General features: G+C 40.2%; 28 protein-coding genes. 14 read left to right on the top strand and 14 right to left on the bottom strand.

Annotated elements, in window-relative coordinates; all coding sequences use genetic code 11:
• The first annotated feature begins 34 nt into the window (after nt 1–34).
• From ASL19_RS02970 to panD, 5 genes are all read left to right on the top strand, one after another.
• Nucleotides 35–1006, top strand: coding sequence for a serine protease (locus ASL19_RS02970; RefSeq protein ID WP_057177219.1), 972 nt, complete (start codon nt 35–37; stop codon nt 1004–1006).
• A gap of 37 nt (nt 1007–1043) precedes the next feature.
• The gene (locus tag ASL19_RS02965) at nt 1044–1823 is read left to right on the top strand and encodes a hypothetical protein (protein ID WP_057177218.1); all 780 of its coding nucleotides are present in this window, start codon (nt 1044–1046) and stop codon (nt 1821–1823) included.
• Nucleotides 1824–2121: 298 nt separating this feature from the next.
• Nucleotides 2122–2310, top strand: a complete 189-nt coding sequence (locus tag ASL19_RS02960; RefSeq protein WP_057177247.1) for a hypothetical protein — start codon at nt 2122–2124, stop codon at nt 2308–2310.
• A 127-nt stretch (nt 2311–2437) separates the two neighbouring features.
• Nucleotides 2438–2947 carry an inorganic diphosphatase gene (locus ASL19_RS02955; protein ID WP_057177217.1) on the top strand — a complete coding sequence of 170 codons (510 nt, stop codon included), beginning with the start codon at nt 2438–2440 and terminating at the stop codon, nt 2945–2947.
• A 153-nt stretch (nt 2948–3100) separates the two neighbouring features.
• Nucleotides 3101–3505: an aspartate 1-decarboxylase gene (gene panD, locus ASL19_RS02950; protein WP_006277420.1), complete on the top strand. Its 405-nt coding sequence runs from the start codon at nt 3101–3103 to the stop codon at nt 3503–3505.
• Here the strand turns inward: panD and ASL19_RS02945 are convergent.
• Together ASL19_RS02945 and ASL19_RS02940 are read right to left on the bottom strand one after the other, a co-directional pair.
• The gene (locus ASL19_RS02945) at nt 3474–4514 is read right to left on the bottom strand and encodes an anthranilate phosphoribosyltransferase family protein (protein WP_057177216.1); all 1041 of its coding nucleotides are present in this window, start codon (nt 4512–4514) and stop codon (nt 3474–3476) included. The two genes, panD and ASL19_RS02945, sit on opposite strands and share 32 nt — an antisense overlap.
• A 39-nt stretch (nt 4515–4553) precedes the next feature.
• The gene (locus tag ASL19_RS02940; protein ID WP_057177215.1) at nt 4554–5483 is read right to left on the bottom strand and encodes a LysR family transcriptional regulator; all 930 of its coding nucleotides are present in this window, start codon (nt 5481–5483) and stop codon (nt 4554–4556) included.
• Between the two features lie 336 nt (nt 5484–5819).
• Here ASL19_RS02940 and ASL19_RS02935 point away from each other — a divergent pair, with 336 nt between their 5' ends.
• The gene (locus tag ASL19_RS02935) at nt 5820–6317 is read left to right on the top strand and encodes an ureidoglycolate lyase (RefSeq protein WP_006277423.1); all 498 of its coding nucleotides are present in this window, start codon (nt 5820–5822) and stop codon (nt 6315–6317) included.
• A 187-nt stretch (nt 6318–6504) separates the two neighbouring features.
• On the opposite strand, the gene ASL19_RS02930 is transcribed toward ASL19_RS02935, so the two are convergent.
• The 3 genes from ASL19_RS02930 to ASL19_RS02920 form a co-directional block, all read right to left on the bottom strand.
• Nucleotides 6505–8400 (bottom strand): ABC transporter ATP-binding protein, encoded by a 1896-nt coding sequence (locus ASL19_RS02930; protein ID WP_057177214.1) that lies wholly within the window; start codon nt 8398–8400, stop codon nt 6505–6507.
• A 20-nt stretch (nt 8401–8420) separates the two neighbouring features.
• Nucleotides 8421–9773 carry a glutathione-disulfide reductase gene (gene gorA / locus ASL19_RS02925; RefSeq protein ID WP_057177213.1) on the bottom strand — a complete coding sequence of 451 codons (1353 nt, stop codon included), beginning with the start codon at nt 9771–9773 and terminating at the stop codon, nt 8421–8423.
• Between the two features lie 96 nt (nt 9774–9869).
• Nucleotides 9870–10403, bottom strand: a complete 534-nt coding sequence (locus ASL19_RS02920; RefSeq protein WP_006277427.1) for a peroxiredoxin — start codon at nt 10401–10403, stop codon at nt 9870–9872.
• A 185-nt stretch (nt 10404–10588) separates the two neighbouring features.
• Here ASL19_RS02920 and ASL19_RS02915 point away from each other — a divergent pair, with 185 nt between their 5' ends.
• Nucleotides 10589–11008, top strand: coding sequence for a Fur family transcriptional regulator (locus ASL19_RS02915; protein ID WP_057177212.1), 420 nt, complete (start codon nt 10589–10591; stop codon nt 11006–11008).
• Nucleotides 11009–11018: 10 nt separating this feature from the next.
• On the opposite strand, the gene hisG is transcribed toward ASL19_RS02915, so the two are convergent.
• On the bottom strand, nt 11019–11657 hold the full coding sequence (hisG, locus tag ASL19_RS02910; protein WP_040009096.1) for an ATP phosphoribosyltransferase: 639 nt from the start codon (nt 11655–11657) through the stop codon (nt 11019–11021).
• A 49-nt stretch (nt 11658–11706) separates the two neighbouring features.
• On the opposite strand from hisG, the gene rppA reads away from it, so the two are divergent.
• Complete coding sequence (gene rppA, locus ASL19_RS02905; RefSeq protein WP_057177246.1) at nt 11707–12417, top strand: two-component system response regulator RppA; 711 nt, start codon at nt 11707–11709, stop codon at nt 12415–12417.
• On the opposite strand, the gene ASL19_RS02900 is transcribed toward rppA, so the two are convergent.
• The gene (locus ASL19_RS02900; RefSeq protein ID WP_057177211.1) at nt 12387–13205 is read right to left on the bottom strand and encodes a formylglycine-generating enzyme family protein; all 819 of its coding nucleotides are present in this window, start codon (nt 13203–13205) and stop codon (nt 12387–12389) included. The genes rppA and ASL19_RS02900 overlap by 31 nt on opposite strands.
• Before the next feature lie 150 nt (nt 13206–13355).
• A complete protein-coding gene (psaM, locus tag ASL19_RS02895; protein WP_015141228.1) occupies nt 13356–13451 on the bottom strand; it encodes a photosystem I reaction center subunit XII in 96 nt (31 codons plus the stop codon).
• A gap of 104 nt (nt 13452–13555) precedes the next feature.
• On the opposite strand from psaM, the gene ASL19_RS02890 reads away from it, so the two are divergent.
• Nucleotides 13556–14821 (top strand): FGGY-family carbohydrate kinase, encoded by a 1266-nt coding sequence (locus ASL19_RS02890; protein WP_057177210.1) that lies wholly within the window; start codon nt 13556–13558, stop codon nt 14819–14821.
• Between the two features lie 10 nt (nt 14822–14831).
• Here ASL19_RS02890 and ASL19_RS02885 read toward each other — a convergent pair whose 3' ends face one another.
• Both ASL19_RS02885 and fdxB read right to left on the bottom strand, forming a co-directional pair.
• The gene (locus ASL19_RS02885; protein ID WP_057177209.1) at nt 14832–16349 is read right to left on the bottom strand and encodes a sensor histidine kinase KdpD; all 1518 of its coding nucleotides are present in this window, start codon (nt 16347–16349) and stop codon (nt 14832–14834) included.
• 339 nt (nt 16350–16688) lie between these two features.
• Entirely contained in the window at nt 16689–16982 is a 294-nt protein-coding gene (fdxB, locus tag ASL19_RS02880; protein WP_006277437.1) for a ferredoxin III, nif-specific, read from the bottom strand.
• A 398-nt stretch (nt 16983–17380) separates the two neighbouring features.
• Here fdxB and ASL19_RS02875 point away from each other — a divergent pair, with 398 nt between their 5' ends.
• Nucleotides 17381–18967, top strand: coding sequence for a helix-turn-helix domain-containing protein (locus tag ASL19_RS02875; RefSeq protein ID WP_057177208.1), 1587 nt, complete (start codon nt 17381–17383; stop codon nt 18965–18967).
• A gap of 40 nt (nt 18968–19007) precedes the next feature.
• Here the strand turns inward: ASL19_RS02875 and ASL19_RS02870 are convergent, their stop codons facing one another.
• Nucleotides 19008–19367: a four-helix bundle copper-binding protein gene (locus tag ASL19_RS02870; RefSeq protein WP_057177207.1), complete on the bottom strand. Its 360-nt coding sequence runs from the start codon at nt 19365–19367 to the stop codon at nt 19008–19010.
• A 186-nt stretch (nt 19368–19553) separates the two neighbouring features.
• Between ASL19_RS02870 and ASL19_RS02865 the strand changes: the two genes are divergently transcribed.
• Together ASL19_RS02865 and ASL19_RS02860 are read left to right on the top strand one after the other, a co-directional pair.
• Nucleotides 19554–19928, top strand: coding sequence for an NINE protein (locus tag ASL19_RS02865; RefSeq protein ID WP_057177245.1), 375 nt, complete (start codon nt 19554–19556; stop codon nt 19926–19928).
• A gap of 18 nt (nt 19929–19946) precedes the next feature.
• Nucleotides 19947–20480, top strand: coding sequence for a ComEA family DNA-binding protein (locus tag ASL19_RS02860; RefSeq protein ID WP_057177206.1), 534 nt, complete (start codon nt 19947–19949; stop codon nt 20478–20480).
• An 8-nt stretch (nt 20481–20488) separates the two neighbouring features.
• Here ASL19_RS02860 and lepB read toward each other — a convergent pair whose 3' ends face one another.
• Both lepB and hemW read right to left on the bottom strand, forming a co-directional pair.
• Entirely contained in the window at nt 20489–21076 is a 588-nt protein-coding gene (gene lepB, locus ASL19_RS02855; protein WP_082604642.1) for a signal peptidase I, read from the bottom strand.
• Nucleotides 21077–21158: 82 nt separating this feature from the next.
• On the bottom strand, nt 21159–22325 hold the full coding sequence (hemW, locus tag ASL19_RS02850) for a radical SAM family heme chaperone HemW (protein ID WP_006277444.1): 1167 nt from the start codon (nt 22323–22325) through the stop codon (nt 21159–21161).
• Between the two features lie 282 nt (nt 22326–22607).
• Here hemW and ASL19_RS02845 point away from each other — a divergent pair, with 282 nt between their 5' ends.
• Both ASL19_RS02845 and ASL19_RS02840 read left to right on the top strand, forming a co-directional pair.
• Complete coding sequence (locus ASL19_RS02845; protein ID WP_057177205.1) at nt 22608–23684, top strand: PIN/TRAM domain-containing protein; 1077 nt, start codon at nt 22608–22610, stop codon at nt 23682–23684.
• A 121-nt stretch (nt 23685–23805) separates the two neighbouring features.
• Complete coding sequence (locus ASL19_RS02840; protein ID WP_057177204.1) at nt 23806–26019, top strand: transketolase; 2214 nt, start codon at nt 23806–23808, stop codon at nt 26017–26019.
• A gap of 48 nt (nt 26020–26067) precedes the next feature.
• On the opposite strand, the gene ASL19_RS02835 is transcribed toward ASL19_RS02840, so the two are convergent.
• Nucleotides 26068–26706 (bottom strand): 2OG-Fe(II) oxygenase, encoded by a 639-nt coding sequence (locus ASL19_RS02835; protein WP_057177203.1) that lies wholly within the window; start codon nt 26704–26706, stop codon nt 26068–26070.
• Nucleotides 26707–26709: the final 3 nt, after the last annotated feature.

Genomic DNA, 26709 nt, shown 5'->3' with positions numbered 1-26709 from the left:
TTTAACCTAGGTAGAGTTAAGGTTCTAACTAGCCATGAATAGGGGTTTACTTAATCAAATACTAGTGAAAAATCACATGGTGTCAGGATTTACTCTTTTAGTTGTTATAGCTACTGGGGTACAGGTGTCCTTGGCAGCAGAAGGGGTATACGATATAGCGGAAAAAACTACTGTTAAAATCAATATCTTTGATAATGAAAAGGGGCAAGAAGCGGATGGAGGTTCAGGTGTAATTATTAACAAGTCTGGTAGAATTTACACCGTATTAACTGCGAATCACGTTGTCTGTGATCGTGATGAAATCGCACTGGCGAGAAAAAAGGTAGCATGCGAAACGGGTTTTAAGTATACTATCCAGACTAATACGGGTAAGGAATATGCAATTAAAGACCGCCAGGTATTACAGAAATCACCAAGTGATCCAGATTTAGCAACAGTAACTTTTGAATCAGGGGAAAATTATGCCGTAGCTGTTCTGGGAAACTCCAGTCAGGTGAAACTAGCTGCTGATGTGACTGTGGCTGGATTTCCTGCCATTTTTGGCAACAAAGGTAAAAATAGGACTTTCACTATTACGCCCGGTAAATTAGCTACTTTGAACCCCAAGGGACAAATGGGTTATAGTTTGGTATACAGCGCTGTTACTTATATTGGTAATAGTGGCGGACCAGTGTTTGATGGTTCTGGTAGAGTTATTGGTATTCACGGATTAGCAGATACTGATCAGGATAGTGGTGAATCAGAAACCCGGGGTCGTAAACGCCCAAGAATTAGGGAAATAATCGGACAAAGGGAAACAGGAGCATCTTCTGGAGGAAAGACAGGGTTTAATGCGGGTATTCCCATTAATACCTTTTTCTCGTTGACGGGACAACAACCTCCCACCAGTACTGTACAACCGGTACTTCCCCCTCCTCCACCAGTAGCTCCCGGTGATTCTCCCAGAAGACCCACTAGATACAAAGCGCCTAGCGGACCAGCAGTTTGCCCGGGTACTGTTTGTTAGATTTGCAAAATTTAAGATTATACAGGAGGAGAATACTATGTGGAAGAGTTATTTAAGTACTATTTCATCAGTAATGCTCGTTTTAGGTTGTTTCTATACCAATCAGCAACAGGCGATCGCCCAATCCCAACCTGTAATAGATCAGGATAGTTTAAATGTAGCCAAGGGAATACCCTGGGGTGCAGGTGGTTTCCCCTTTAGTCAAGTAGCCAACATTAAGGACTCTTTGGTTGATATTATTTCAGGGAAGGTTGTTATAGACCGACACGGAGAACCAGAGAGTGGTTTGTCCGGACCATTTTCTCAGCCTTTTCCAGGTAGGTTTGTGATTGTTTCCCTTTGGGGAAGCAATGTAGATGGATGTTTTTTACAAGTGGTGGTGCAAAAATCACCCAATGATGGTCAAGCGGAATTACAGCAATTAGTCCCCAAAACCCTAGAGATAGGAGTTAATAATCAAATTATAGAACTGGAACGGAACCCCAGCACCCAAGTGAGAGGATTTAAGGTTCCTTATACCTATACCCAAGCACAGGGAACTAGTGTGAATAACCTTATAGGTAGAATTTTCTTTGGTGGAAACAATCAACCAGCAGAAAACTCCAACAAGCAAATATCTAGCAATTGGTACATGGCTACTACTCTTTTTGCAGTAGATCAGGGCACTGCCAACTTCCTCAGAAGTGCACAACCAAGAGAAATACGGATTCGCTTAAGATTCGAAAATGGTGACGCTAGAATTGTGAGAATTGGCAAGGGCACAGTGGAAAACTGGCCGGAAGTCTACGGATTTAATTCCAAATGTGTTCCTCAATAAGCTTTACTTCTAAGTGGGTGAGTGGAATTAAATATAAGATTAACGTAGGTTGGGTTTCGTTCCTCAACCCAACACCCCCATGGGTTACCGCTAACCCGTCCTGCAAATAATTGCGCCTCCCTACTTAGTCAACTCTGATAGATGATTAATAGGTTCCACACTTTCTTAAAAGTAAAGTGGAGAATTAAGTTTTTTAAAACCACTGACCCAAACCAAGAAAAGTAGCTAGAATGGAAGGGAAACTCTCTTTTAAACAAGAAGAGTGGAACCACTAGGGAAAACCCAAACCAAACTTTTTATGGATTCAAATGGCCCGTCTACTAACCTGTCTAACACATACTCCCAACGTGTAGCAGATATTGTGGGAACGGTAATTGCTCTTTTAACCCTAATTATGCCTGTACTAATCATCTCCCATTATTCCTCAGCGGAAGTTCAGAATCCACCACAACCGGTAATCTACAATTTGACAACAGATAAACCATAGCCATGAACTAACCAGATATAAAATCAGATTTCTCAAAAAGGATGTGAACATAGCACAATTATCCTAAAATCTAGCAAGAGAACCTCCGGGTTCTAAATAAATTAACTGTTAGTACGGGAGTTTTGTTGTGGATTTATCTCTTATTCCTGCTCAACCTAAACCAGGTGTGATTAATGTGCTGATTGAAATTGCTGGTGGGAGTCAGAATAAATACGAATTTGATAAGGAATTAAATGCTTTCGCCTTGGACCGGGTGCTTTATTCTTCCGTCAAATACCCTTATGACTATGGTTTTATTCCTAACACCCTAGCTGAGGATGGAGATCCCCTAGATGGAATGGTGATCATGGATGAACCAACTTTCCCTGGTTGTGTTATTCCAGCTAGACCTATTGGTTTTCTGGAAATGATTGATGGTGGTGAACGGGATGAAAAAATCCTTTGTGTTCCTGTTAAGGATCCTCGCTACGCCCATGTAAACTCGCTGAAGGATATCCCTCCCCATAGGTTGGAAGAAATTGCTGAGTTTTTCCGTAGTTATAAAAATTTGGAGAAGAAGGTAACACAAATTCTCGGTTGGCATGATGCGGATAAGGTTGCACCTTTAGTGCAAAAGTGTGTCGCTGCTGCTAAGTAGGGACGCAACAACAGGTTCTTCGGTGGATGTGAAAAACAAAAGAATGCTTGTGTGCACTACTTCAGTCCCAATCTGGCACTTTTTTCGTTTTTTGCCCACCTCCCCCTATATATTTTGATATGTTGTATATGTTGGCAAACAACTTTTAAAGAAATGCAGCGTACTCTACTTTTAGCCAAACTTCACAACTGTACCCTAACCGGTGCAAATGTTAATTATGTGGGTAGTATCAGTGTTGACCTAGTTCTTTTACACGAGGCTGGTATTCTACCATACGAGCAGGTACAAGTGGTGAATAAGAACAATGGAAAGCGCCTCATTACTTATACGATTCCAGCACCAGCTAACTCGGGAATCATTGAGTTAAATGGAGCAGCAGCTAGATTGGGTGTAACGGGCGATCGCCTAATTATAATGACCTATGGGCAATTTACTGCAGAAGAGTTGAAAGGGTATTCTCCTAGGGTGGTAATTGTCAACGAGAGGAATCAAATCCTAGAGGTGGGAAACTATGATGATCTCTATATTAGAGGATTTGGAGTAACTGGTGTAGTTTAGCAGCTACTAGACCACTATGGAGTAATTCTCTAGCTTTATCTATTCCTGCTGACATGTCTGGACTAACACCACTGTGCCATAAGTAAAAAGCTCCGTTCCAAATAGCTGTCTCCATCAAGTCATTACTTTCTCCTATCAGAATAGATTTGATGTCTGTCATTAACTGCTCTGTACTATATAAGGGTACATTCTTACTGCTGAATTCATAGTCGCGGGATGCCAAATTCAGTCTTTTTAACTCTTGGAGCTCAAAGCAGGATGTGCCAATAATTGCAGTCCGATCCTTTGGTAAATCTGTACTACCTTCCAAACCTTTAATAAAGGTATATTGTTTCACTCCTCTCATCTCTAAAGCTGCTTGCAACATACCTTCTGTGGGAGGATGAACAAAGCCAGCAATAATATGGGCATTACCTACATAAGGACACCAAATTAATTCCATTGTTGCTAGTGGTGGACGTTTACCAAGTTGTTCTCTATATTCCCAAAGGCTTTGAGTTAAGCTAAAATGACTGGTTGTATGTATAAAACCAATACCGGTTGTGTTAAATATTTTTTGAGTTTTTTCTAAGCATACCTTAGCCCAATTGATTCCTAAGTTTTGCCAAATTTCGACCAGGGGTAAACCATATTTTGTGGGATAGCGATCGCCTCCGTGCATGATTACAGGTTTACCCGCTGCTGTCAACAATAAAGTGGTAATGATATTAACTGGAGCTGTGCGGATTCTACCATCATAGGGTATGCCAAAAACTATGGGATTTTCATCATAGTTAGTTAGTGCCAATTTGGGACCCAGTTCATCATAAGCATCTAACATACCTGCCAATTCTTCACCCGTAGGGCGTTTAATCCGATGCGCAATTAAAAATGCGCCTATTTGTGCGGGTGTGGGTTCAGCTAATAACATCATCTTCATAGCTGTATAAGCTTCTTGACGAGTGAGATTTTCTGAAGTGTGGTTTCCGCTACCAATTTTGCGGATAAATTCTCTAAATATATGAGACATAAGAAATTGTTAATGGTTAATCGGGAATCAAGAATGCTTTTACCGGGGGGGGATATGGTCAGCTACTAATTGCCAAAAATGTTGTATGGGGGGTATTTTTAACCGATCTTGGGTAGTTACCATCACCACTCGACGAGTGAAAGTAGAATCCCCTCCTAGGTCATGATCTTTATCCTCATTATTGTTGAGAGGGCGTACTACGAGATTAGGGTCAAACCTGGCTTCAATTAACGCTGAATGGGGTAATAAAGCTATTAGTTCTCCCTGTCTGACTACACCCCGAAAAGCATCTAAAGTATTCACCTCTAATGCTGCTTTTAATACTGCTCCTAGCTGCTCAAATTTCTCTTGAATTAGTCGCTGCATTCCATAACCATCCTTAAATACCACCTGGGGATATTTAACTAGTTCCCTCCACGGTACAGACGTGAGTTCCGCTAAGGGATGATTGACTCCTACTAATACTTCTATTGGCTCCTCATACAGGTTTTTTACCACCATTTCCTTACCGGTAATTAGAAACTTATTGTACATGACAATTGCTAAATCTACTAACCCATCTTTCAATACTTTTAAGGAGCGATCGCTACCTAATGAGGTCACCCTTAGTTGTACTTGAGGATAGTTGTGACAAAACATTTGTAACACCTCCGGTAAATAGGAACTACAAATAGAGTGGATTGCTGCAACACATAATTCTGGCTGTTTTCCGCTGATTAAATCTGTTAGTTCCTGGGTTGCAAATTCCCACTCTTGGCAAATTTTTCTCACACGCGGTAGTAACCTTTCACCACCTAATGTTAACTTAGCATGAGTGTTTCTATGAAACAACTCTACACCTAAATCTGCCTCTAAACCCTGAATTTGCCTACTGATCGTAGATTGGGTGACCCCACATTTTTTGGCAGCTTGTTGGAAACTACCTGTTTGGGCGATCGCTAAAAAGGCTTGCAACTGCTCTAAACGCATAATTAACAGGAATTGTATCCCGAGTTTTTAACTTAAAATTCTGATTCCATCATTTTAGTAGGTTATGATACAAACTTTTGACAATTTTTGTTGTAATAGCAATCGACTCAATATTTGAGTATTAACCTAGTATTAGTTTTATCTGCAAGGGGGGAGGGCTATATATTGGTTTTGTATTAACCTTGTATTAACTGGGCATTAATTGATCATTAATTCATTATTAACTCAAGCTCATAAATATGGGGGGAGGTGTATGACCCCACAAATGATCCACCCTTGAAGCAGGTGACTAGGGCTATAATATTTTTGACTAAATTTGTATCTAGGGAGTATTTCGTGAACACAGCTGTAAAATTGCGGGAGTTAATGGCACAATTTATCACTCCAGAAAGTTTCCAACCTTATGGACAGGTGATCTTTCCTTGTAAAGACGATAAAATTTTTGACTATACAGATGCTCAACTAAGTTTAGAGAATGGTATTACACGCTTCTATATTATGCGCTTAAAAAAACAAGGAACACGATTTCATAAGATAACTCGTCATGTTGAATGTACTCAGTGTCTAGGTTCTCTGGAAGGGAAGGATTGGTTTATGGCAGTTTGTCCACCAGAGAATAATAATAGGGAACCCATTTTAGATAAGTTAGTGGTCTTTCACATTCCCGGTAACTGTTTTATCAAACTAGAAGTAGGAACTTGGCACGCAGGTCCCTATTTCTATCATGATTTTGTTGATTTTTATAATTTAGAACTTAGTGATACGAATCTTGTTGATCATTTCACCCATGATTTTTTAAAAACTAATGGATTAACCTTTCAGATTGTACTGTAGTCTAGCAATAGGTATGTGAATACACCTCATATAATACATAATATATATTAATTATCCCCCTATCCTCTTGCTCTAACTCTAAGTAAGGAGGCACAATTATTTGTAGGATGGGTTAACCCATGGGGGCGTTGGGTTTCATACTTCAACCCAACCTAGGTTCATCTTATATTTAATTCCACCCACCCACTTAACTGCCTAACATTTGTAAATTATGTAAAGTTGCATAAAGTCCCCCTTGATTGATTAGTTCCTGATGACTTCCCTGTTCAATTAATTCACCTCTTTTTAAAACAAAAATTCTATCCACATTTCTAATAGTTGACAACCGGTGGGCAATTATTATAGCTGTCCTTGCAGTTAACAACTGATTTAACGCTTGTTGAATTAGTGCTTCAGTTCCCACATCTAAGTTGGCAGTTGCTTCATCTAAAATCAAAATTTGTGGATTACGAATGGCTGCTCTCGCAAATGCTAATAGTTGTTTTTGTCCCCCTGAAATATTTGTGCCTCTCTCTCTTAATTCCGTATTATAACCTTGAGGTAACTCTTGAATGAAACTGGCAACATTGGTTTTTTCTGCAGCGCTCTCAATCTCTTCTGATGTGTAGTTATCTCCTAAACTAATATTACTTTTTACGTCACCAGCAAACAAAAAGACTTCCTGCAAAATTACTGCCATGTAACGTCTTAGCTCAATTTGTGGTATCTCCTGAATATCTATACCATCAATTAGAATACGTCCTTTTGTGGGTTCATAAAGTCTACACAAAAGACGAATGATTGAACTTTTACCCGCTCCAGTAGGACCCACTAAGGCTATTTTCTCTCCAGGGTGAATGACAAAATCTAAATTTTTGAGTACATAATCATCATCTTTGTACGCAAACCACACGTTCTCAAAGCGAATTTCTCCTAATGCTGAAGGGGTGATAAAGTTCTGTTCTTCTAAGTTCTTAATGGTCTCACCTATATAGTTACCCTGATTCTCCAATAGTGAAAATTTAGGACTGACCTGGTCTTTAATTTCTATGGGTTCATCTAAAATGTTACTAACTCTTTCAATAGCAGTAAATCCACCCTGAATAATTGTGAATTTCTCAGCAAAGTTTCGTAAGGGGTCAAATAGCTGTTGAGCATACAGTATAAATGCTGATAAAATACCAAAGGTTATGCTTCGCCCCAATAATAAATAACCTCCAACCCATAAAACACCCGCTATAGCAATTAAGCTAACCCATTCTAATGTGGCGGAAACCGCTGAATCATACCAGATGGTAGTGTCAACTTGTTCAACATATTTTGTGTTGGTGGCACGAAATAATTCCGCATTTAATTTCTGTCGTCGGAATAACTGCACTACGTTAATACCAGCAATATTTTCTTGCAGTTGAGAATTTATCTTTGATAGCTCCTCTCTCGATTTATAATTTGCTTGACGATATTCTTTCTGAAAGTAGATAATTAACCAGGAAATTGGCACTAAAATCAATATTAGTAAACAGGCAAGTTGCCACTGAATTGTGAACATTAAAATGGTAATCACTAACATCGAAAATATATCAGAAATAATACCAATAGCACCTGTGGCAAATACATCTCCTAAACTTTCTACGTCACTAACCAATCTAGTAACCAATTTTCCTACCGGGGTAGATTCAAAAAACCTCAAGGATAGAGATGTTACATGACTAAATAAGTCTTGACGAATTGCAGCAGTAATTCTCTGCCCCACTTTTTGGACTAAATAACTCTGAACCCCTACCAAGGATAGTCTCACTACCATTGTTGCTAGTAGTAGTGCTTGTATGATTCCTAGTCCTTCCCATAAACTGCGACTGGTCAGAAATTTGTAAGTCCCCGGTTCTTGACGAATTAATGATATTGCTTGTCCAATTAGTAATGGTTGTATGGAATTGGCGATCGCAATCGGTACAAGCAAAAGTAGCGATAATGCAAGTAGATATTTACTGTTACGACCATAGGGAACTAAACGCAAAAATAACCGCCAGTCATTTTGATTTTGGCGGTAGTCTGGTTTGCGGGGCTTTTTGTCGGATTTTTTCTGAAATGGGTAGATTATCATCTTAGTGATTGTCGCGTTGATTATCGCATGGTGACAAATTCTTCAGCTGAACTTGGATGAATCCCTACGGTAGCATCAAAGTTGGCTTTAGTTGCTCCCATTTTAATAGCAATTGCAATTCCTTGAATAATTTCTGCTGCATTATTTCCCACCATGTGAGCCCCCAGGACTAAATCACTGGTTTGCTCCACCACTAATTTCATCATGGTTTTTTCTTCTTTCCCTGCTAGGGTATAGTACATGGGACGAAAACGACTGCGATAAACTTTCACCGCGTCACCATATTTCTCCCGTGCTTGTTCTTCTGTTAGTCCCACTGTAGCTGCTTCTGGTGTGGTAAAAATAGCTGTAGGCACATTTTCATAACTCATGGTGCGAGACTTACCTCCGAAGACAGTATCAGCAAATGCCCTACCTTCATTTATCGCTACCGGGGTTAAGTTAATTTTGTTGGTACAGTCACCTACAGCATAAATATTCTCCTCTTCTGTGCGACTATACTCATCTACCACGATCGCCCCCTGGTCTAATTGGATTTTGGTGTTTTCCAATCCCAAATTTTCAGTTTTTGGTTTGCGACCTAAAGCTGCTAAACTTACCGCATCAACAATTACTGTGTCTTCTTCTTGTCCATCCTGACGGAATTTAACTTGGAATATTTCGCCTTCTTTTTCTATAGCACTTACCTGAGCATGATTAATAATATTAATACCGTGATCACTCATACCCTGTTGAATTTCACTTCGTAAATTATGGTCAAAACCACGTAAAATCATATCACCACGAATAATTTGGGTGACTTCTGTGCCCAATCCATTCATAATACAGGCAAACTCGCTCCCAATATAACCACCACCCAAAATCACCATTTTTTGCGGTTGGGTTTTCAGGTGGAACATGTCGTCAGATACAATGGCATGTTCAATTCCGGGGATATTCGGTTTAGTTGGATAGCCGCCTACTGCAATTAGTATTTTGTCTGCTGTGATTTGGCGTTCACCAACTGTAATGGTATGGGTGTCAACAAGTTTGCCATACCCCTGTATAACCTCCACTTGGGAATTATCTAACATTCTCTGATAAATCCCATTCAAACGGTTTACCTCGTTATTGACTGCGTTAATCATCTTTTCCCAATCTAGGGAACTGGTCACACTACCCCACCCATAACCTACAGCATCGGAAAACAATCCCGGAAAATGGGAAGCATAAACCATCAGTTTCTTGGGCACACAACCACGATTTACACAGGTTCCACCTAATCTATCAAACTCAGCAATTCCTACCTTTGCTCCATATTCTGCTGCTCTTCTAGCTGTAGCAATACCACCAGAACCTGCACCAATTACAAATAAGTCAAAATCGTAATTCATCTTTATAATTTCTTAATTACTATCGGTTTAATTAGTTTAATTAGTGAACCATACCAGTGGGTGAGAAGGAATCATTCCTTCCCACATTTTATTTCACTATTTTACGCTTTGCAGGTATTTTAGCATGGTGTCTGCATCGGAAACTTCAAAGGGATCAGTAGGACAATTATCTTCGTAACCAGGTTCAACAAATATCTTTTCTATCTGACAGTTATTCACTACCATGGAATAACGCCAAGACCTCATCCCAAAACCTAGGTTGGACTTGTCCACTAACATACCCATTTTACGGGTAAATTCTCCATTACCATCTGGTAACAAAAACACTTTCTGCGCTCCCTGCTGTTTACCCCACTGGTACATAACAAAAGCATCATTCACAGACACACAAATTACTTCATCTACACCCAAACTCTTGAACTCGTCATACAGCTCTTCATAGCGTGGTAAATGGGAAGTAGAACAAGTGGGAGTAAAAGCTCCTGGTAATGAGAACACAACTACACGCTTACCAGCAAACAACTGCTGTGTAGTCCTATCTTGCCAACGGAAAGGATTAGGACCACCTATCAGCTCGTCACGAACCCGGGTTTTGAAAACAACGTCAGGAACGGTTTGAATTACAGCCATGTTAACCTCTTCGTTTAATTGATAAATTTGTGTTTATGTCTATTCTTATCTCAGAATAATTCTGATTTAATAAAAAGTCAATAGTAATAAATACTTATTTTTTTTATTAAATAGTAAATGGCATTAGTTTTGGGATATGCTAAACTAGGCCTAATGTAAAAATTTTCATCAATAAGATTAGGATCATGCAGGAGCAAGCAAACGCAATTATTAAAACCTTAAAATCTAAGGGATTGAGGGTGACTCCCCAGCGCTTTGCAGTGTATGCAAATTTGTTATCTCGTACCGATCATCCCACAGTAGATCAAATCTTGACGGATCTGAATAAAGACTTTCCAGTTTCATCCCAAGCGACCATATATAGCTCTTTACAAGCTCTAAGGGAAGTGGGACTAGTTAGGGAGGTGCTCCTACAGGAGGGGGTATCTCGCTATGATGCGAATATACAACCCCATCATCATTTTTGCTGTCAGCGTTGTGGAGGAATTGAAGATATACCTTGGGACACCTTTGAATGTATAGAACTAAAAAATCTCCGTCCTGGTCTGCGGGGAAAGACTTACCAGGTTACGGTTCATGGAACATGTGATAATTGTCGAGAATAGAAAAGACACATCAGGAATTAACTGACGATTTGACACTTTGCGCCAAATTATATATCCCTCCCAAATCTAAACGATAGCTCAAGGGATGAACAATTAATCGAGCAGTACTTTCATACAAGGTGGCAATTTCTACCAGTCCGTTTTCCCGGAGAGTCTTTCCGGTGGAAACAATATCCACAATCGCTTCCGACATCCCCGTAATTGGTCCTAGTTCCACTGAACCATATAAAGGTACTATTTCCACTGGTAAGTCCAAACTTTCAAAATACTCCCGAGCGCAGTTAACATATTTAGAAGCTACACGACCGTGAGCAGGTAGGTCTAGGGGTGATTTATAAGAACTGGTAGACTTTACCGCCACGGACATTCGACAATACCCAAACTTTAGGTCAACTAATTGTCCTACTTGTGGTTTTTTTTCTTTTAGCACATCATAACCGACAATACCCAGTTGTGCTTGACCATATTCAACATATACAGGTACATCCTGCGCTCTGACTAACAGTCCCTTAGCTTTTCCACTAGCATCATAAATTTGCAATTGACGGTTTCCAGCATCTAGGAAGGCACTAAAATCCAAACCAGCAGATTGCATTAGTTGAATGCTATTTTTAAGTAATTCCCCTTTTGGTAGTGCAACAGTCAGCATTATTTTTTTTGATATGTTTGTCTTTGGGGTTTATTATCTCACTAGGAGCATGAAAATTTTATTAGTTGATGATGAAGTGGAACTGACGGATCCTCTAGGGCGGATCTTGACCCGCGAAGGATATATAGTGGACATAACATATAATGGCAAAAGCGGTAGTGAACTAGCACAAACAAGAACCTATGATTTATTGATTTTAGATTGGATGTTACCGGAAAAAACCGGGTTGGAAATTTGCCAGGAATTGCGTCGTCAGGGCAAAAATATCCCCGTTTTATTCCTCACCGCTAAGGACACCTTAGATGACCGAGTTCAGGGTTTAGATGCGGGTGGAGATGATTATCTAGTTAAACCATTTGAGCTAAGGGAGTTACTGGCCAGGGTTCGTGCCCTGTTGCGTCGTTCCAGTGTTGATAGTTATACCATAACGGGAAAGTTAGCAGTGGGGGACTTAGAACTAGATATGGAAAATCAGGTCGCCCATCGTCAGGGGAGAATAATAGAGCTATCAGAAAAAGAAAGTCAACTCCTAAAATATTTTATGGAAAATCCAGAACAATTACTAACTCATGGTCAAATTATGCAACACTTATGGAAAGGGGAAAAACCACCAGAGAGTAACGTCATTGCTGCGTTAATTCGTCTGTTGCGACGTAAGATTGAGTTAGGTGGAGAGTCTACATTAATTCACACCGTCTATGGTAAAGGATATCGTTTTAGTTACCATAATTACACGTTACAGACTACCCGAAAACCATAGTGGTCGTTATAGTAGTCGAAGTTGAAGTCACGAGAAGCACAACGACAGATCCTATTTAAATTAATCCAGGAACCACCACGTATCACTTTATATTGGCTACTCTCATCAATCCAGGGACTACCATCATTTGGCGCGCCCTGATAGTTTCGATGCCATGTATCTAAACACCACTCACACACATTACCGTGCATATCATACAAACCAAAGGCATTGGGCGGAAATATTCCCACTTCTGTGGTTTGTTGTCGCCATTCTCCCTTGGTCACTGAACCCTGGGTGTAGTTGCCATTGTAGTTGGCTAAATCCGTATTAATACTTCCACCAAAATGAAATGGAGTGATAGTACCAGCTCTACAGGCGTATTCCCATTGAGCTTCACTGGGCAAGGTATAGTTTTTTCCTGTTTTTTTACTTAATTGCTCACAGAACTTCCCAGCTTCAATCCAGGTTACTCTTTCCACCGGGCGTTTTCTACCTGGGAATCGAGAGGGATTTTCTCCCATTAGAACCTGATACTGCTCTTGTGTTATTTGATATTTACCCATGAAAAATGGGGGTACTGTTACTTGATGTTGGGGACTCTCGTAATTATACCTCCCCTCCTCATTTTCTGGAGAACCCATGGTAAATACTCCCCCTGGGATTTCCACCATTTTCAGTCTTATAGGGCCTATTTCTTCTAAGAAGTACCTAGCACTACCGTCGGTTCTACTAATTATCTCTCCTGTTTGATTAGTAGTTATTAAGTCAAACTTGAAATTTTCCAGATTTTCCAATTGAGGACACATTGGTTTGGTTTAATGGCTGCAATTGCGTTAAAATCGAAACATAACCAAAAGGAATAAAGGGGTTGCCATTTAGCCTTGTAGCGGTTGACCCGCTACAGACTCACAATTTTATACAAATTGTTTGAACGGTTATAAACCGGTGCACTGGTATTACTTGTAAAGTTCGGTAGCTAAACGCCAAGCCAAAATACCTGGAATTAAAGCTACGGCCAAGGCAATGTAAACTTGAGTATCTGAGATAGACATGGTGGTAACCCTCCAAAAAACAGGATGAATTGACATCTCCCAGCTATTTTACGGTTTTACCACAATTGAGACACATATTTTTACAAGACGCAACATGAACCAAAATGACATTGTATTTAGGTATTGATTTTGGTACTTCCGGTGCCCGGGGCATAGTAATCGATGAAGATTCCACTATTAGGGGAGAAATTCGTCTTCTTTGCCATCCTGATCGGGGTGATGCGGTGGTATGGCGAGCGACTTTATGGGAGCTTTTAGGGGCAATTTCCCAGGACCTCCGTCGACAAATCAGGGGAATTGCCATTAATGGCACTTCTTCTACTGTTTTGCTGACAAATGCTATTGGTGAACCCGTGTGCCCACCCCTATTATACAAGGACGGAAGGGGGTCAGTCTTTATTAAGCGTTTAGCTGAGGTAGCTCCCCCCAACCATACTGTTATCAGTGCCACCTCTACCTTGGCTAAATTATTATGGATGCAGCAGTTACCTAATTTTTCTCAAGCTAGATATCTTCTACATCAAGCAGACTGGTTGGGTTTTCTTTTACATGGTAAACTGGGTTTTAGTGATTATCACAATGCACTAAAGTTAGGTTATGACGTCAAGGAATTACAATATCCGAAATGGTTAGAGGATCTGAAAATTCCCATTAAATTACCAAAGGTTCTCACCCCGGGAGAAAGAATTGGCGAACTAATTCCTGGGGTAGCAGACCAATTTGGACTCAGACGTGATTGTTGGGTATGTGCAGGAACAACGGATAGTATTGCAGCATTCCTAGCTAGTGGAGCTAAATTACCAGGGGAAGCAGTTACTTCCCTGGGATCGACCTTGGTTTTGAAACTTTTAAGTCGCACCCGAATAGAAGATGCACGATATGGAATTTATAGTCACCGGTTGGGAAATTTGTGGTTAGCAGGGGGAGCTTCTAATACTGGAGGAGCAGTATTAAAAAAGTTTTTCACTGATCAAGAATTGGTTAGTCTAAGTCAGGAAATAGATGGCTGTGCATCTAGTCAGTTAGATTATTATCCTTTGCTACAACCGGGCGATCGCTTTCCTGTGAACGATCCAATGCTCGCACCGCGACTGGATCCCAGACCTGAAGATCCAAGGGAATTTTTACATGGGTTGTTACAAGGTATGGCAAGAATAGAACAGAAGGGATACAATCTATTAGAACAGCTGGGTGCAGATAAACTAATTCATGTTTATACTGCTGGTGGTGGAGCAGTTAATTCCACGTGGACTACTATGAGAAAGAGGTTTTTAAAAACAAATGTCACACCATCCACCCACACGGAAGCAGCTTACGGAACTGCACTTTTAGCAATGGGTCTGCCAATTGACCACCAATTAACCAATTAAAAGTTGTTAATTAGTAGAGGTGTTTATGATCAATTTCCAAAGGTAAAAATATTGTCATTACCTCACCATATTGGGAATTTTGCCGCACAATCAACTTGCCACCTATAGACTGAAATAGGTGTTTGGTCGCAGCAACATTTAAACTAATAGTACCAGTCTCCGGTTGAAAGATTAACAATTGACCAAGCGCTTTACGAATGGGTATGTGAACATCTTTAGTAGAATTATGACAACCCAACCGAGGTAATAACTGTAATTTAAGTTGGTGACCTGCAGGAATAACTTGAACTTGAATAGAACTACCAGGGGGTAAACTGCGGGTAAAACTCTCCATTAAACCGGTTAGTACACGATCTAGCATAGCGGGATTGCTAACTACAGTTGGTAATTGTTGAGGTAAAGCTACATCTAAAGTCAAATTACGTCGAGTTGCTGCTTGTTGCCAACGGGGAATAATTTGTTCTAGGATCTGATTTAAGGACATTGGTGTGAGCTGGGAACCAATTTGGGTGGTTTGGGAACTTGAAGTTTCAGAAGTTTCTAACTCTGCGGCCTTAAATAACAACTCCATACGGTCAATCTGCTCGGTACATTCGTGATCAATAACTTCCAACCGTTTAACAACAGCTCCGGGTAGATCCTGTCGCTTTAATAACAGTCGTGTCATAGTACGAATAGTTGCCAAAGGTGTGCGCACCTCATGGGAAAATGCCTGCAGTAGTTCCACATCAGAACGGGAAGGAGGTTTTGCAGATGACAAAACGGGATCCTGGGGAAAGGAAAAGATGGGAAAAGAATGGGTGGACCTGTCAGTTGATTCTGGTAATTCAGCAAGCAGAAATTGACTAAATTGAATAATGGTTTGATAGTTTGGTGCAGTTAGGGGGTAATTCTCAACCCTAGCATCTAATTGGGAAAACAATTCTGGATTAGTCAAAACTAGTCTTGTTCCTAATGCTTGCCAAGCTTGTTTAACCACATTCGGCTCAAAGGAAAATAAAAACTCTTTTTTACTACCAGTGGGAGCTGATAATACTAAAGCCAGTGTAAACTTTTCTGTAAATACTAGGCAAAACTGTTCATTTCCCAGGGGATCGGGGGCTAATAAAGTTAAAATAGAATCCCCAGGGAGAATGCTATTATTGTTATTATACAGATGAGAATAGTAAGTATTGTTTCTAATAGTAGTATCTTGATCAAAGAGCAAATTACCTTGGTCTGCTAACACTTTTGGTGGTACATCAAATGGCATTAATGCCAAAGGGTTAAAAGGTTTAGTCGCAAAGGTGACTGTCTGTAGGTTTTGGGTCAGATTAGGTTGACCGAACAGAGGAGTTGGTGCAGTCAAAACTAAACCTGGAGTAGTATAATGGAGTGTTGTAGGTGTTAGAGTGGTTAGGAGGAGATGTTCTGCAGCAGCAAGACCGACACGCCATTGTTGTTCTGCTTTTTCAGATGAACATGGAACTGTGTGGGATTGGCTTTGGGCCAGAATTTCTGCCAAACTTGGTAAAATCCATTGGTACACAGGTTTTCACCCTTTGATTGACTATAAGACGATTATTTGAACTATAGTTAAAGTATAATTAAAGTATACACCGCACTACATGATTTCTAGCTTATAGTCTTTTGTCTATTCGTGGGAGTGGTATAACCGAACTCCGCAGGTGGAATTTACCCAATTCCCTCAAAATACCTCACAATAGCTCTAATGTAAATGTGTGTTGCTATACGTCTTACCTGAAATAGATTGAATTTCGTCAAAAAATAAGTCTAAATAAAACTACATAGGATTTAAAATTCCCCTCATAAAAGACAATCTTGATAGCTACACCAGTAGTAGCTGATTAATTACTAACACTAAAAACTACTTTTCCAAGACTGTATGGGAATAACAGTTCTTAGGACAAATACGAGAACATGCTTGGCAACCAATACAATTTTCCGGTTGAGTAACAACCATCACCTTACGTTCAATTTCTTCATCATCTTCATCTTCTACAAATTCACCCTCTTCATTCAAGGCCATCAAACCTAAAACACTGTAACCACAAACCTTCATACACCTACCACAACCAATACATTTGTCCTTATCAATACCTTGGGCAAATTTAGGTGTCCAAGTTCCACCACCAAATGTCAATCCTGTTAATGTTGCCATGACTCTAACCTGAGCAATTTTACTTACAATTTTTTCGTTCCTTCTTTCTTGATAATAGTCTCATATTTTTACTTTTTAATGTTAAACGTTAACTTTTTTGTTAAATTCTCTGCGCCTGGTGATTTACTATTATTTACCGAAATATTTATGTTTTATTGACAATTATTTTTATTTACCTCCATTAATAAATAGTTGCTAGTTCATGATAAACAATCTGATCAAAATCTTTATGAAATTTATAGTTAATGAAGAACTAATAAAGTTTAAATTTCCGGGTATGAATAGGGAGACAAATCACAATCTACAGTTAACAGGGAACGGTTAACTATGAATCAAAATGAGACATCGAGGGTTAATTTAAGTCAACCATCTAGGCAATTTAACTAGGAAGTAGCCTTATGCCTTATATAATTCCTAATAAAAATTGCAATAGATGTGATAAATGCCGCCCCCAATGTCCTACGGGTGCCATCAAAATTGAAAATAATGAATATTGGATAGATCCTTGTCTTTGTAACAATTGTGAGGGTTATTATCCCGAACCACAATGCGTAATTGCTTGTCCTACCCAATCTCCTATACCCTGGCAAGCTAAAAAAGGCAGGTGCAAAGTTGAAGTAAGAGAATCTACCAGTCTGGATTTATTTTCTAATGGTAAAAACCACCCATTTGCTTCCGCTATAGTCATTTGGGAGGCGTGCAATATATTGGCCCAACGTAAATCATTACATTGGGCACAGGATGGGGGAGGTAATTTATACTATAGTCGTCAAGTTAATCAAGGTCGAGGTAATATTTCTTTTGCTATTCAAGACTCATCTAAATCTGGTTTCGTCAGAGATTTATCAACTATCGAAAATCTCGATATTCGTGCTGCCTGTATTCACCTAATTTTTGCAGCATACGCTACAACTTTGGAGCGACCTTGGGAACAGGAATTTACCATTGATGAACGGCAAATTGAAGCATATTTGGGACTGGAAAAACGCAAAGATCTGAACAAAACTACAAGGTTATGTTTGATTAAGAGTATTGTTCAACAGGTCTGTTCTTTGGTTGTTTCTATTGATTGGCAAGCTAGAGGTAAAGTCCCCGCTTTCTCTGTGCAGAAGAGTTATCTATGGGATTTGACAGATATTGAACATCATTTTCAGGAAGATGAACGAGGCTGTAAATATCTCATTGGTTTGACTTTTAAAGTGAAAGCTGGTCTGTGGTCTAGGCACTTTTTAAATAAACAGGGCTGTAAAGAAAGTTTGGCATTCTATCAATATGGTAGCTTACCAAAAACATTATTGACTACGGTGATGAGTCTTTGGCAACAACATGAAGGTGCTGTTAGGTTGATGTTATGGTTACTTTTTAAAACTAAAATGGGCAGGGAACAAAGAATTACTGTTCCTACTTTATTGCGCGTTGGTTATGGCGAGGAAAAAATTCATCTTGCTTCTAGATCCCGGGATGAGCGTAAGCGTTTGCTACGCACTTTTGAAAATGATTTGGAGGTACTTAATCACTATGGTATTAAAGTGATTTTTGACCCCGTTACTTACCCAGTAGAAATTCAGCCCCTCTGGGCAAAATTAGTTGATATTCCTGAAGATCCAGATGAGGCCTTGGAATTTTGGATTAATGATGGTAGTGGTGAGCATCGTCTGACTGATAGCAGTCCCCGTGGTAAGTGGAATATGTTGATGAATGCTCGAATTTTGTCTTTTGAATTACCTTCAGATTGGGAAAACGTCACTCCCCAACCCCATCGTAAACAACATCGTTCCGTCAAGGGTAAAAGGTCTGTGAAACCTCATGATGATTTATTGGGGGAACAGGTATTACAAGCTCGCAAAGCTATTAGTATCTCTCAACGGGAATTAGCAAAGTTGGCTGGTAAAAGTCAGAGTTGGATCCGTGATGTGGAAAATGGCCGTCTCAAACCTAAATCGGAAGATCAGCTTTTGCTTAGGAGAATCTTAAATATTCTCTAATCCGATCTTCAACTATATTCCCTGTCCCCCCCCTATGAAATTACACCCCTACTTTTACTCCTCGACAAGCTTCTGCACAATTGCGACAAGCACTGGCACAAGCTGTCATCTTTTTATCAGTAGAGATGGTTTCACAAGCTAATGCACAGCGATCGCATATTTCTGCACAAAGTGCACAAGTCTTTCCAGCAAATAGGGAACCGCTAATTAGCATGTTGGTACATATCATACAAAATTCTGAGCAGTCACGCATGGCGCTGATGAGATTGGCACTCATATATTTACCACCTTGACTCATACAGTAGGTCATGGTTTCTAAACAGATTTTATGACATTCTGTGGTAGCATTGACGCAGTTTTGCATTTCTGTGGTCAAGGATTCAGTCATCATCATCATCATAATCAACACTCCTGATTTGTTTGGGGGTCAATTCCAAAAATTCATCCTAGCTAAGGTCTGGAGGTCAAGCTGGCCGCTTTGGCAGTAGTTTTTTCGGAGAATTCCCCCCTCCCTAATTAGTTTGTGCTACCCTAGGAATTAAAGTGTTTTTTAAGCAAACTTTAGGTGGGTTTTGTGCAATTGGGTATGCTCCTTAAACGGAAAAACCGCGCCATTGCAGCTGTGCTGGCCTTTTCCGGTGCGATCGCTATTTCCGGATTACACAAGTTTTATTTGGGACAACCACTATGGGGAATTCTGTATGTGTTATTATCGTGGACACCAATTCCTAAAATAGCTAGTGCTATAGAGGGGGTGTGGTATATCACACAGGATGAGGAGACTTTTAACAGGAAGTTTAATTCTGGTAACTTATCAGTTCACAGTTCCCCGGAGGTGAGCACCAATGTAGAATCGGTGGCCAATGCTTTACGTGAGTTAGATGCTTTGCGTGAGGAAGGGTTGATTTCTGAATATGAATTCGAGCAAAAACGTCGTCAATTGATAGACCGTATTTCTTAGTGGGGACTATAATTTCCGATGATTAGCTGGTTTCCTTGGAATCTCAAGTTACAAAAATTACGAGACAAACTTCTTCATGATCCCTACTATCGCTTACAGTCGGGTGAGGAAATACATCTTGCTGCACAATTGGGTATTCGGATTGATGTTAATCAAGCCAATGTGGATGACTGGTTACGATTACCCGGTTTATCTATTCATCAAGGTCGCTCTTTGGTGGCATTGTCGCGCTCTGGGGTGAAGTTTTACTGTATTGAAGATATTGCTGCGGCTTTGAGTTTACCCATTCATCGACTAGAACCGCTCAAGCCTTTATTAAGTTTTACCTATTATGATGAACACTCTCTAGTACACCACCCATCAATTAACATTAATACGGCATCTATAGAAACTCTATTGGAAATCCCAACGATAGATATAGTCCTAGCGGAGGCGGTGGTAAAAAACCGCCTCGCTCGTGGTGCTTATCGTAATCTGGTGGATTTTCAAAACAGGTTGGGATTATCTGGTGACCTGATCTCCAAACTAATGTACTATTTGCACTTTCAATAGTATTACCGCTAACCTATCAAACCCAATCGATTTAAGGGCCAAAAGCGAAATGCTGCGTGACCAATTAGGTTTCTTCGCGGTAAAAAACCCCAGTACCGAGAGTCATTACTGTCATTGCGATTGTCTCCCATCACAAAGAACTTGTTCTCTGGAATTTTAATCAGGGGGAATGGTTGATTTGCTGGTTCAGCAATGTAGGTTTCTTCCAACTGTTTGCCATTCACATAAACTTGACCATTCACTATACCAACTATATCTCCTGGAAGACCTATAATCCGTTTAATAAAGGCTTGATTGTCATCATAACCACGCTCTTGTAATTCGGGAGGTGTCTGAAAAACCACGATGTCGCCAGCTTGAGGAGGATGAAGTCGGTAGGATATTTTCTCTACTACTAATCTATCCCCTATTTGCAGGGTGGGATACATTGATGCGGAAGGAATTAAACGAGGTTCTGCAATAAATACTCTGATCAATAGGGCTAAAATCAACGCCACCCCTATTAAAGTTAGATTTTCTTTCCAACCCCCCTGTTTATTTAAATTGTTTAAAGATGTGGAAGTTTCCTTAATGCTCTTGTTTTCCGGATCATTCATACTCTGGTGTGCAGGATTTTGGCTCTCCTATGATTTTAACATACTACGGTTTGAAGAAACCTAAATGATCTTTGAGCTTTTCTCAACTCAGTTTGGCAAATAAATCTCCTAAAACTACATTAGAAAACAAAAAACCCTGGGGATCAGTTAAACATAATCTATCTGTGGTCAATTTCACCCAACCTGGAATTACATAGGTTTGTAAGCACTTTTGTATTTTCTCAACTCTTTGATGACCAAACTTTTCTGCTAATACTCCTAGACTTAAACCTTCCGCTAAACGCATCCCCAACATTATAGTCTCTAACAGTTCCTCATCTACATATATAACTTTAGCATCAATTATTGCACCATTATTTAACCACTGATAATATTCCTGGATCCTTCTAGGACGAGAAAATCGTTTACCTTCTACATAGCTGGTAGCACCCATGCCAAAACCATAGTAAGCAAGATTTTGCCAGTAAACACGATTGTGTTTACATTGATGCCCTGGCTTAGCATAATTGGAAATTTCATAATGCTCATAACCCGCACCCGTGAGCATCTCTTGTCCTAGTTCATACATCTTTACCGTCATCTCATCCGCTGGTAGAGGGTGATCCCCAGCTTGATAATAACGACCAAACACTGTACCCGGTTCTATGGTTAAATCATAAATGGAAATATGGGTAGGAGCAATTTCTACCCCCTTGGTCAGAGAATTTTGCCATTGCTCTATAGACTGATGTGGCAAACCCGAAATCAGGTCTATGCTAAATTCGGGTATCTCCACTTGGTTAACTATATCAATAGCTGCAAAAATATCTTCAACCGAGTGCGATCGCCCAGCAGTTTTTAACAATTCTGGGGTAAAGGTCTGCACCCCTAAACTAACTCTGTTTACTCCTGCATTTTTATAACCTTGAATACGAGCTAAATCAAATGTACCTGGATCTATTTCCATAGAAATTTCTATCTTTGATTCCATGGCAAATCTCTGTTCCAAACTGCTCAATATTTGCTCTAGTTGTTTGGCCGACAATAGAGAAGGTGTACCACCACCAAAAAAAACTGTTCTCAGGGGTTCACTAAAAGTCGGTGTGATGCTGATCTCATGGCAAATGCTATCTACATACTGACTAATTGTATGGGATGCTTCCCCGGACACGCGATCGCCCGTCACATACACGGGAAAATCACAGTAAAAGCACCTGCGCCGACAGAAGGGAATATGTACATAAGCTGCGGTGGGGATTGGAAAACTCATGGAAAAAATTCATTGATAGAACTGTTGACAAAAATTACATTTTGTAGTTAAAACTAGCAGCAATCCTGAAAACCCTAGTATATCCAAAAACCCGTGGAGGTTTACAGGTAAACCTAAACCATCAAGGTATAATGGCCACATATATTTTCAGAATTCTCAGCCTTGGTAGGCCAGATGCAGTTTGATAATTATTCCGTCCTTCATATTAACCAATCCACATTTGACCAAAAAAATGCCTTAACCTCGCACAGACAAACATTATTCATTCAGGAAAAATAAATCATGCTTGATTTCACCATCATTATCTCATTTATTATAGCCTCTGCGGGAATAGGTTATTTCAGTACCGACTTACTACCACCAGGAAGTCTCAAAGGAGTAACCAATTTAGATGCTTTGCGTTTAGTAGTAGCTGTCTTTGCTGCTCTCATTGGTGGCGCGGTTGGACTGAGTTTTCAGACCAGCTATAGGCGATTAGAAACACAAGTGCGGGAAATGCCCATAGAAGTCATTTTAACTCGTGCTATCGGTTTAGTTATTGGGCTATTACTGGCCAATTTAATGTTAGCTCCCCTATTTCTACTCCCCATTCCTGTAGATTTTAGCTTTATTAAACCTTTAGTAGCAGTGGTTGGCAGTGTAATCCTATCCGTAACGGGAATGAATTTAGCTGATACCCATGGTAGAGGTTTGTTACGATTAATTAATCCTAATACGGTGGAGACCCTGGTAGTAGAAGGAACTCTCAAACCAGCTAATACCAAGGTTTTAGACACCAGCTGTATTATAGATGGTCGGATTGAATTACTGCTGGAAACGGGATTTTTAGAAGGACTAATTATCGTACCCCAGTTTATTTTGCAGGAGCTACAGCAAGTAGCAGATGCAACCAAGGATGTAAAACGAGTACGAGGAAGAAGAGGTTTAGAAATTCTCAATCGTATTAGGGAAAACTATCCAGAAAGGATAGTAATCAACTCGGTAGAGTACGATGATTTAAGCACGGTAGACACAAAACTAGTAAAGTTCGCCCAGGAAATTAATGGTACTCTATTAACCAACGACTACAATTTATCCAAAGTAGCCAGTGTCCAAAAAGTACCAGTATTGAATGTGAATGATTTGGTGAATGCAGTTCGTCCTTCCTACTTACCGGGGGATAACATTGACATCAAAATCCTCAAAGAGGGGAAAGAGCCCAGTCAAGGCATTGGTTATTTAGATGATGGCACAATGGTTGTGGTAGAAGAAGGTAGTGGTTATGTGGGTGGTGAAGTGAGAGTAGTGGTAACCAGTGCTCTACAAACCTCCGCTGGCAGAATGATCTTTGCTAAACCACAAGCCTCGGCTTTAGCGTAAGATAGCTAGTTAAAGTCAGTTCATACTTCATAGTGTAGATTGATGTTGGACAATCGAAAACACCTATCAAATCTGAGAACCAGGAAGATGTAAAATCTTAGCATTTATTAAGGTACTCAGCATGACAGTAAACACAACCAAGACATCTTCCACCGTTCCCAGTTTTTGTGAGGGAATTCAATACTTTGGGGAACCATTGCCAAACTTTCAAACCTATGGTGCAAAGCCAGTCATAGAATCTGGTAGCGTGTCCATAGCTGACATTAACCATACAGCAGCAGCTTATCAAACCTTACTAGCAGCAGATGCCCTGCGCTATCTCACCTTACAAATAACTGGTAGTAAAGCTTCTGGACATCCAGGTGGTTTTGCCAGTCAAGCCGAAGCTTATGCAGCCTTGGTCATGCTGGGACATAAAAATATTATTACGGAAGTGGGACATCATGCTCCCGGTTTTTATAGTGCCATGTTTTTAGATCGGTCCTTAGAAGACATGAGCATATTTACTGTACAACAACTGCGCGATCGCTTTCGGGAAAAACACGGACTAATAGGTCACCTATCGGGTTATATTCCTGGAATTTTGGCACCTGCGGGACCGTTGGGACAGGGACAACATTTTGCCATGGCTGCAGCTTTATTACACCGAGACAAACTATTTCCCTTCACTGTGGGAGATGGGGGATTAGGTGAACCTTACATCATGAGTTCCATGGCTCATTTTCACACCGCCTATCCTCAAGTTACCAATTTCTTACCCATTTTAGTGTGGAACGGTTATAGTCAAGAGCATCATAGTATGGTGTCCTTAAAAACCAACGAGGAAATGACTGCTTATTGGAAGGGCAATGGTTTTAAGGAAGTAATCATCGTAGATGCCAAAAAGTTTGACGACCAGAATCAACCCGGAGATTACGTAGATAGTACCATATTTTCCTGGGAAAGAAGACTAGAATTTACCAGAGAAGTATTAATAGGCATTAATCAAGCGACTAATTTAGCCCTTAATGGTACGCTAACAGTATTTATTATCAAACAACTTAAAGGTGCGGGTGTGCACGCATTAGGAGCAAAGTCACATAATCTTTATCCTAAAGATACTTTAGATGCACCCCATATTGCCAAAGCTCTACAGAAAAGAGCCTTATCCATAGAAGCATGGCAAACAGTTCGTACCAATGCTGAACGTGCTGGAGGTGGTCCAGCAGCAAAAACAGTAGTGACAGAATTTGAATTACCCCTAGCACCCATTGGGGAATTACCATTGGAAGAATATGCAGTTGGTGGTGAGCCAAAGGTTTCCACCACAGCTATGGGTAGATTGGTAGGAATAGTAGGGAGTAAGGATCAAAACTTTCTGGTGACCAATGCGGATGGTAACGAAGCATCAGGGATTGGCAACATTAACCAAGCTCTGAAAATCAACCACCCCACAGCAGATGAACTATATAATCAAATTCCCGGAGGTCAAGTTTACGAACCCCTGAGCGAAGATGCTTGTGCAGGATTAGCAGTGGGATTATCCCTGATGGGTGGAAGAACCCTATGGTGTTCTTATGAATCATTTGCTATAAATGGACTGCCAATTTGGCAAACCGTAACCCAAGCTATGGCTGAATTAAGAAGAAAAACCCCATCTACAATCACCTTATTTACAGCAGGTGCATTGGAGCAAGGACGCAACGGTTGGACCCATCAAAGACCAGAAGTGGAAGCATACTTTGCCGCTATGATGAGGAATGGTAATGTCTTCCCCGTTTTCCCTCCTGATGCTAATAGTATTCAGGTATGTTATGATTGGGCTTTGACCACCAAAAATAAAGGTATTGTAATTACTGCTAGTAAATCACCTTTACCCATTAGAACCACTCTGGAACAAACTAAACAGGGACTGGAAAAGGGAGCAATTTTATTACACGAGGTTCCAGGGGGAAAACAAGTTGTATTTGCTGTGATTGGGGATATGACCTTAGTACCAGTGTTTGAAGCAGCAGCATTTTTAGAAACTGAGGGTATAGGGGTAAAAATAATTTCTGTGATTAATCCCCGTCGTTTATATCGTCCTAATGACACTGCTTGGGATACTTGTTCCCAACCGGATGGTGGGTTTTTAACTGACGAAGAGTTTGAGCAGTTATTTAGTGGGGATGGATTAATTGCTGTAACTGGTGGTGCAAGCGCTATGTTAGAGCCAATTATGTTACGCAGTTCTATTAAACGAGATGGTTTTGCTTGGAAACGAGGAGAGACTACAGCTAGTGCAGGTGAGTTAATGTCCTTCAATGGCTTAACTGCGGAAGCATTGACTAAGCGTGCAATTGAGTTAGTCCATTAGAGTTAGGTATTAGATTCCTGTTTGATTGGGGGTGCGGGATGTGGACTCCTACATCCCTGGAATAAAACTGGATCTTGACTTCATTTTACCCTTGGTTGGTTGACCTGCTCTTGATTCCAGGGTATAAATGGGGATATGCGCGATTTCTCTATCTGTTAAATCGTACTGTTCACAAACCAAACTTAACCGATTCCCCGATGTTTTCATCGGATTAACAGAATGGGTCAAGTTTCCTTGAAAGCAAACTAGGGTGTTGGTTTGAGGTTTAATCTTCTGAATTTGGCGATTATTTGATTTCAACACCAACTCCCCCCCTTCCATGTTTTCTGGTACTCGCACGTAAAGAACCGTCACTAAACTTGGTGGTTCAATAGTTTTACAATAAGAGCGTAATGAACGGTCTATATGTGGATCTACCTGAGAACCTTCTTGGAGTAGTAAAGGATTCAGATAAAATGCATTACAATTTGGTTGTAGTGCTAAATCTAAATAGGGCTTAAAAAAGGGAAACTTCTCGTGGACTATCTTTATCCCCTGTCTTTGGAAAACCACAGAAAATCCTTTTGTCTGAATAAAGTCTCGATTGAGGTTATTGGTAGTAAAGTATGGACTAGCTTGGATTTCTCCCCCTAGGTCTTTTAGGTAACTACTTGGAAAAATATTGTTTTGTATTTGGTAGTATTTCACAGA

The sequence above is a fragment of the Cylindrospermopsis sp. CR12 genome (assembly GCF_001432185.1).
In the GTDB taxonomy this organism is placed as follows: domain Bacteria; phylum Cyanobacteriota; class Cyanobacteriia; order Cyanobacteriales; family Nostocaceae; genus Raphidiopsis; species Raphidiopsis raciborskii.
Note: the sequence above shows the minus strand (reverse complement) of the source record. Positions and strands in the feature narration are given on the sequence as shown.

Excerpts from the sequence above, each read along its gene's own strand:
- ASL19_RS02840 (WP_057177204.1), top strand. The coding sequence starts at position 23,806 with ATGACAGTAAACACAACCAAGACATCTTCCACCGTTCCCAGTTTTTGT.
- lepB (WP_082604642.1), bottom strand. The coding sequence starts at position 21,076 with ATGAATGATCCGGAAAACAAGAGCATTAAGGAAACTTCCACATCTTTA.
- ASL19_RS02945 (WP_057177216.1), bottom strand. The coding sequence starts at position 4,514 with ATGTCTCATATATTTAGAGAATTTATCCGCAAAATTGGTAGCGGAAAC.
- ASL19_RS02940 (WP_057177215.1), bottom strand. The coding sequence starts at position 5,483 with ATGCGTTTAGAGCAGTTGCAAGCCTTTTTAGCGATCGCCCAAACAGGT.
- hisG (WP_040009096.1), bottom strand. The coding sequence starts at position 11,657 with ATGCTGACTGTTGCACTACCAAAAGGGGAATTACTTAAAAATAGCATT.
- ASL19_RS02870 (WP_057177207.1), bottom strand. The coding sequence starts at position 19,367 with ATGATGATGATGATGACTGAATCCTTGACCACAGAAATGCAAAACTGC.
- ASL19_RS02915 (WP_057177212.1), top strand. The coding sequence starts at position 10,589 with ATGCAGGAGCAAGCAAACGCAATTATTAAAACCTTAAAATCTAAGGGA.
- rppA (WP_057177246.1), top strand. The coding sequence starts at position 11,707 with ATGAAAATTTTATTAGTTGATGATGAAGTGGAACTGACGGATCCTCTA.
- ASL19_RS02970 (WP_057177219.1), top strand. The coding sequence starts at position 35 with ATGAATAGGGGTTTACTTAATCAAATACTAGTGAAAAATCACATGGTG.
- psaM (WP_015141228.1), bottom strand. The coding sequence starts at position 13,451 with ATGTCTATCTCAGATACTCAAGTTTACATTGCCTTGGCCGTAGCTTTA.
- hemW (WP_006277444.1), bottom strand. The coding sequence starts at position 22,325 with ATGAGTTTTCCAATCCCCACCGCAGCTTATGTACATATTCCCTTCTGT.
- ASL19_RS02900 (WP_057177211.1), bottom strand. The coding sequence starts at position 13,205 with ATGTGTCCTCAATTGGAAAATCTGGAAAATTTCAAGTTTGACTTAATA.
- ASL19_RS02930 (WP_057177214.1), bottom strand. The coding sequence starts at position 8,400 with ATGATAATCTACCCATTTCAGAAAAAATCCGACAAAAAGCCCCGCAAA.
- ASL19_RS02960 (WP_057177247.1), top strand. The coding sequence starts at position 2,122 with ATGGATTCAAATGGCCCGTCTACTAACCTGTCTAACACATACTCCCAA.
- ASL19_RS02860 (WP_057177206.1), top strand. The coding sequence starts at position 19,947 with ATGATTAGCTGGTTTCCTTGGAATCTCAAGTTACAAAAATTACGAGAC.
- ASL19_RS02965 (WP_057177218.1), top strand. The coding sequence starts at position 1,044 with ATGTGGAAGAGTTATTTAAGTACTATTTCATCAGTAATGCTCGTTTTA.
- ASL19_RS02875 (WP_057177208.1), top strand. The coding sequence starts at position 17,381 with ATGCCTTATATAATTCCTAATAAAAATTGCAATAGATGTGATAAATGC.
- ASL19_RS02890 (WP_057177210.1), top strand. The coding sequence starts at position 13,556 with ATGACATTGTATTTAGGTATTGATTTTGGTACTTCCGGTGCCCGGGGC.
- panD (WP_006277420.1), top strand. The coding sequence starts at position 3,101 with ATGCAGCGTACTCTACTTTTAGCCAAACTTCACAACTGTACCCTAACC.
- gorA (WP_057177213.1), bottom strand. The coding sequence starts at position 9,773 with ATGAATTACGATTTTGACTTATTTGTAATTGGTGCAGGTTCTGGTGGT.
- ASL19_RS02865 (WP_057177245.1), top strand. The coding sequence starts at position 19,554 with ATGCTCCTTAAACGGAAAAACCGCGCCATTGCAGCTGTGCTGGCCTTT.
- ASL19_RS02845 (WP_057177205.1), top strand. The coding sequence starts at position 22,608 with ATGCTTGATTTCACCATCATTATCTCATTTATTATAGCCTCTGCGGGA.
- fdxB (WP_006277437.1), bottom strand. The coding sequence starts at position 16,982 with ATGGCAACATTAACAGGATTGACATTTGGTGGTGGAACTTGGACACCT.
- ASL19_RS02920 (WP_006277427.1), bottom strand. The coding sequence starts at position 10,403 with ATGGCTGTAATTCAAACCGTTCCTGACGTTGTTTTCAAAACCCGGGTT.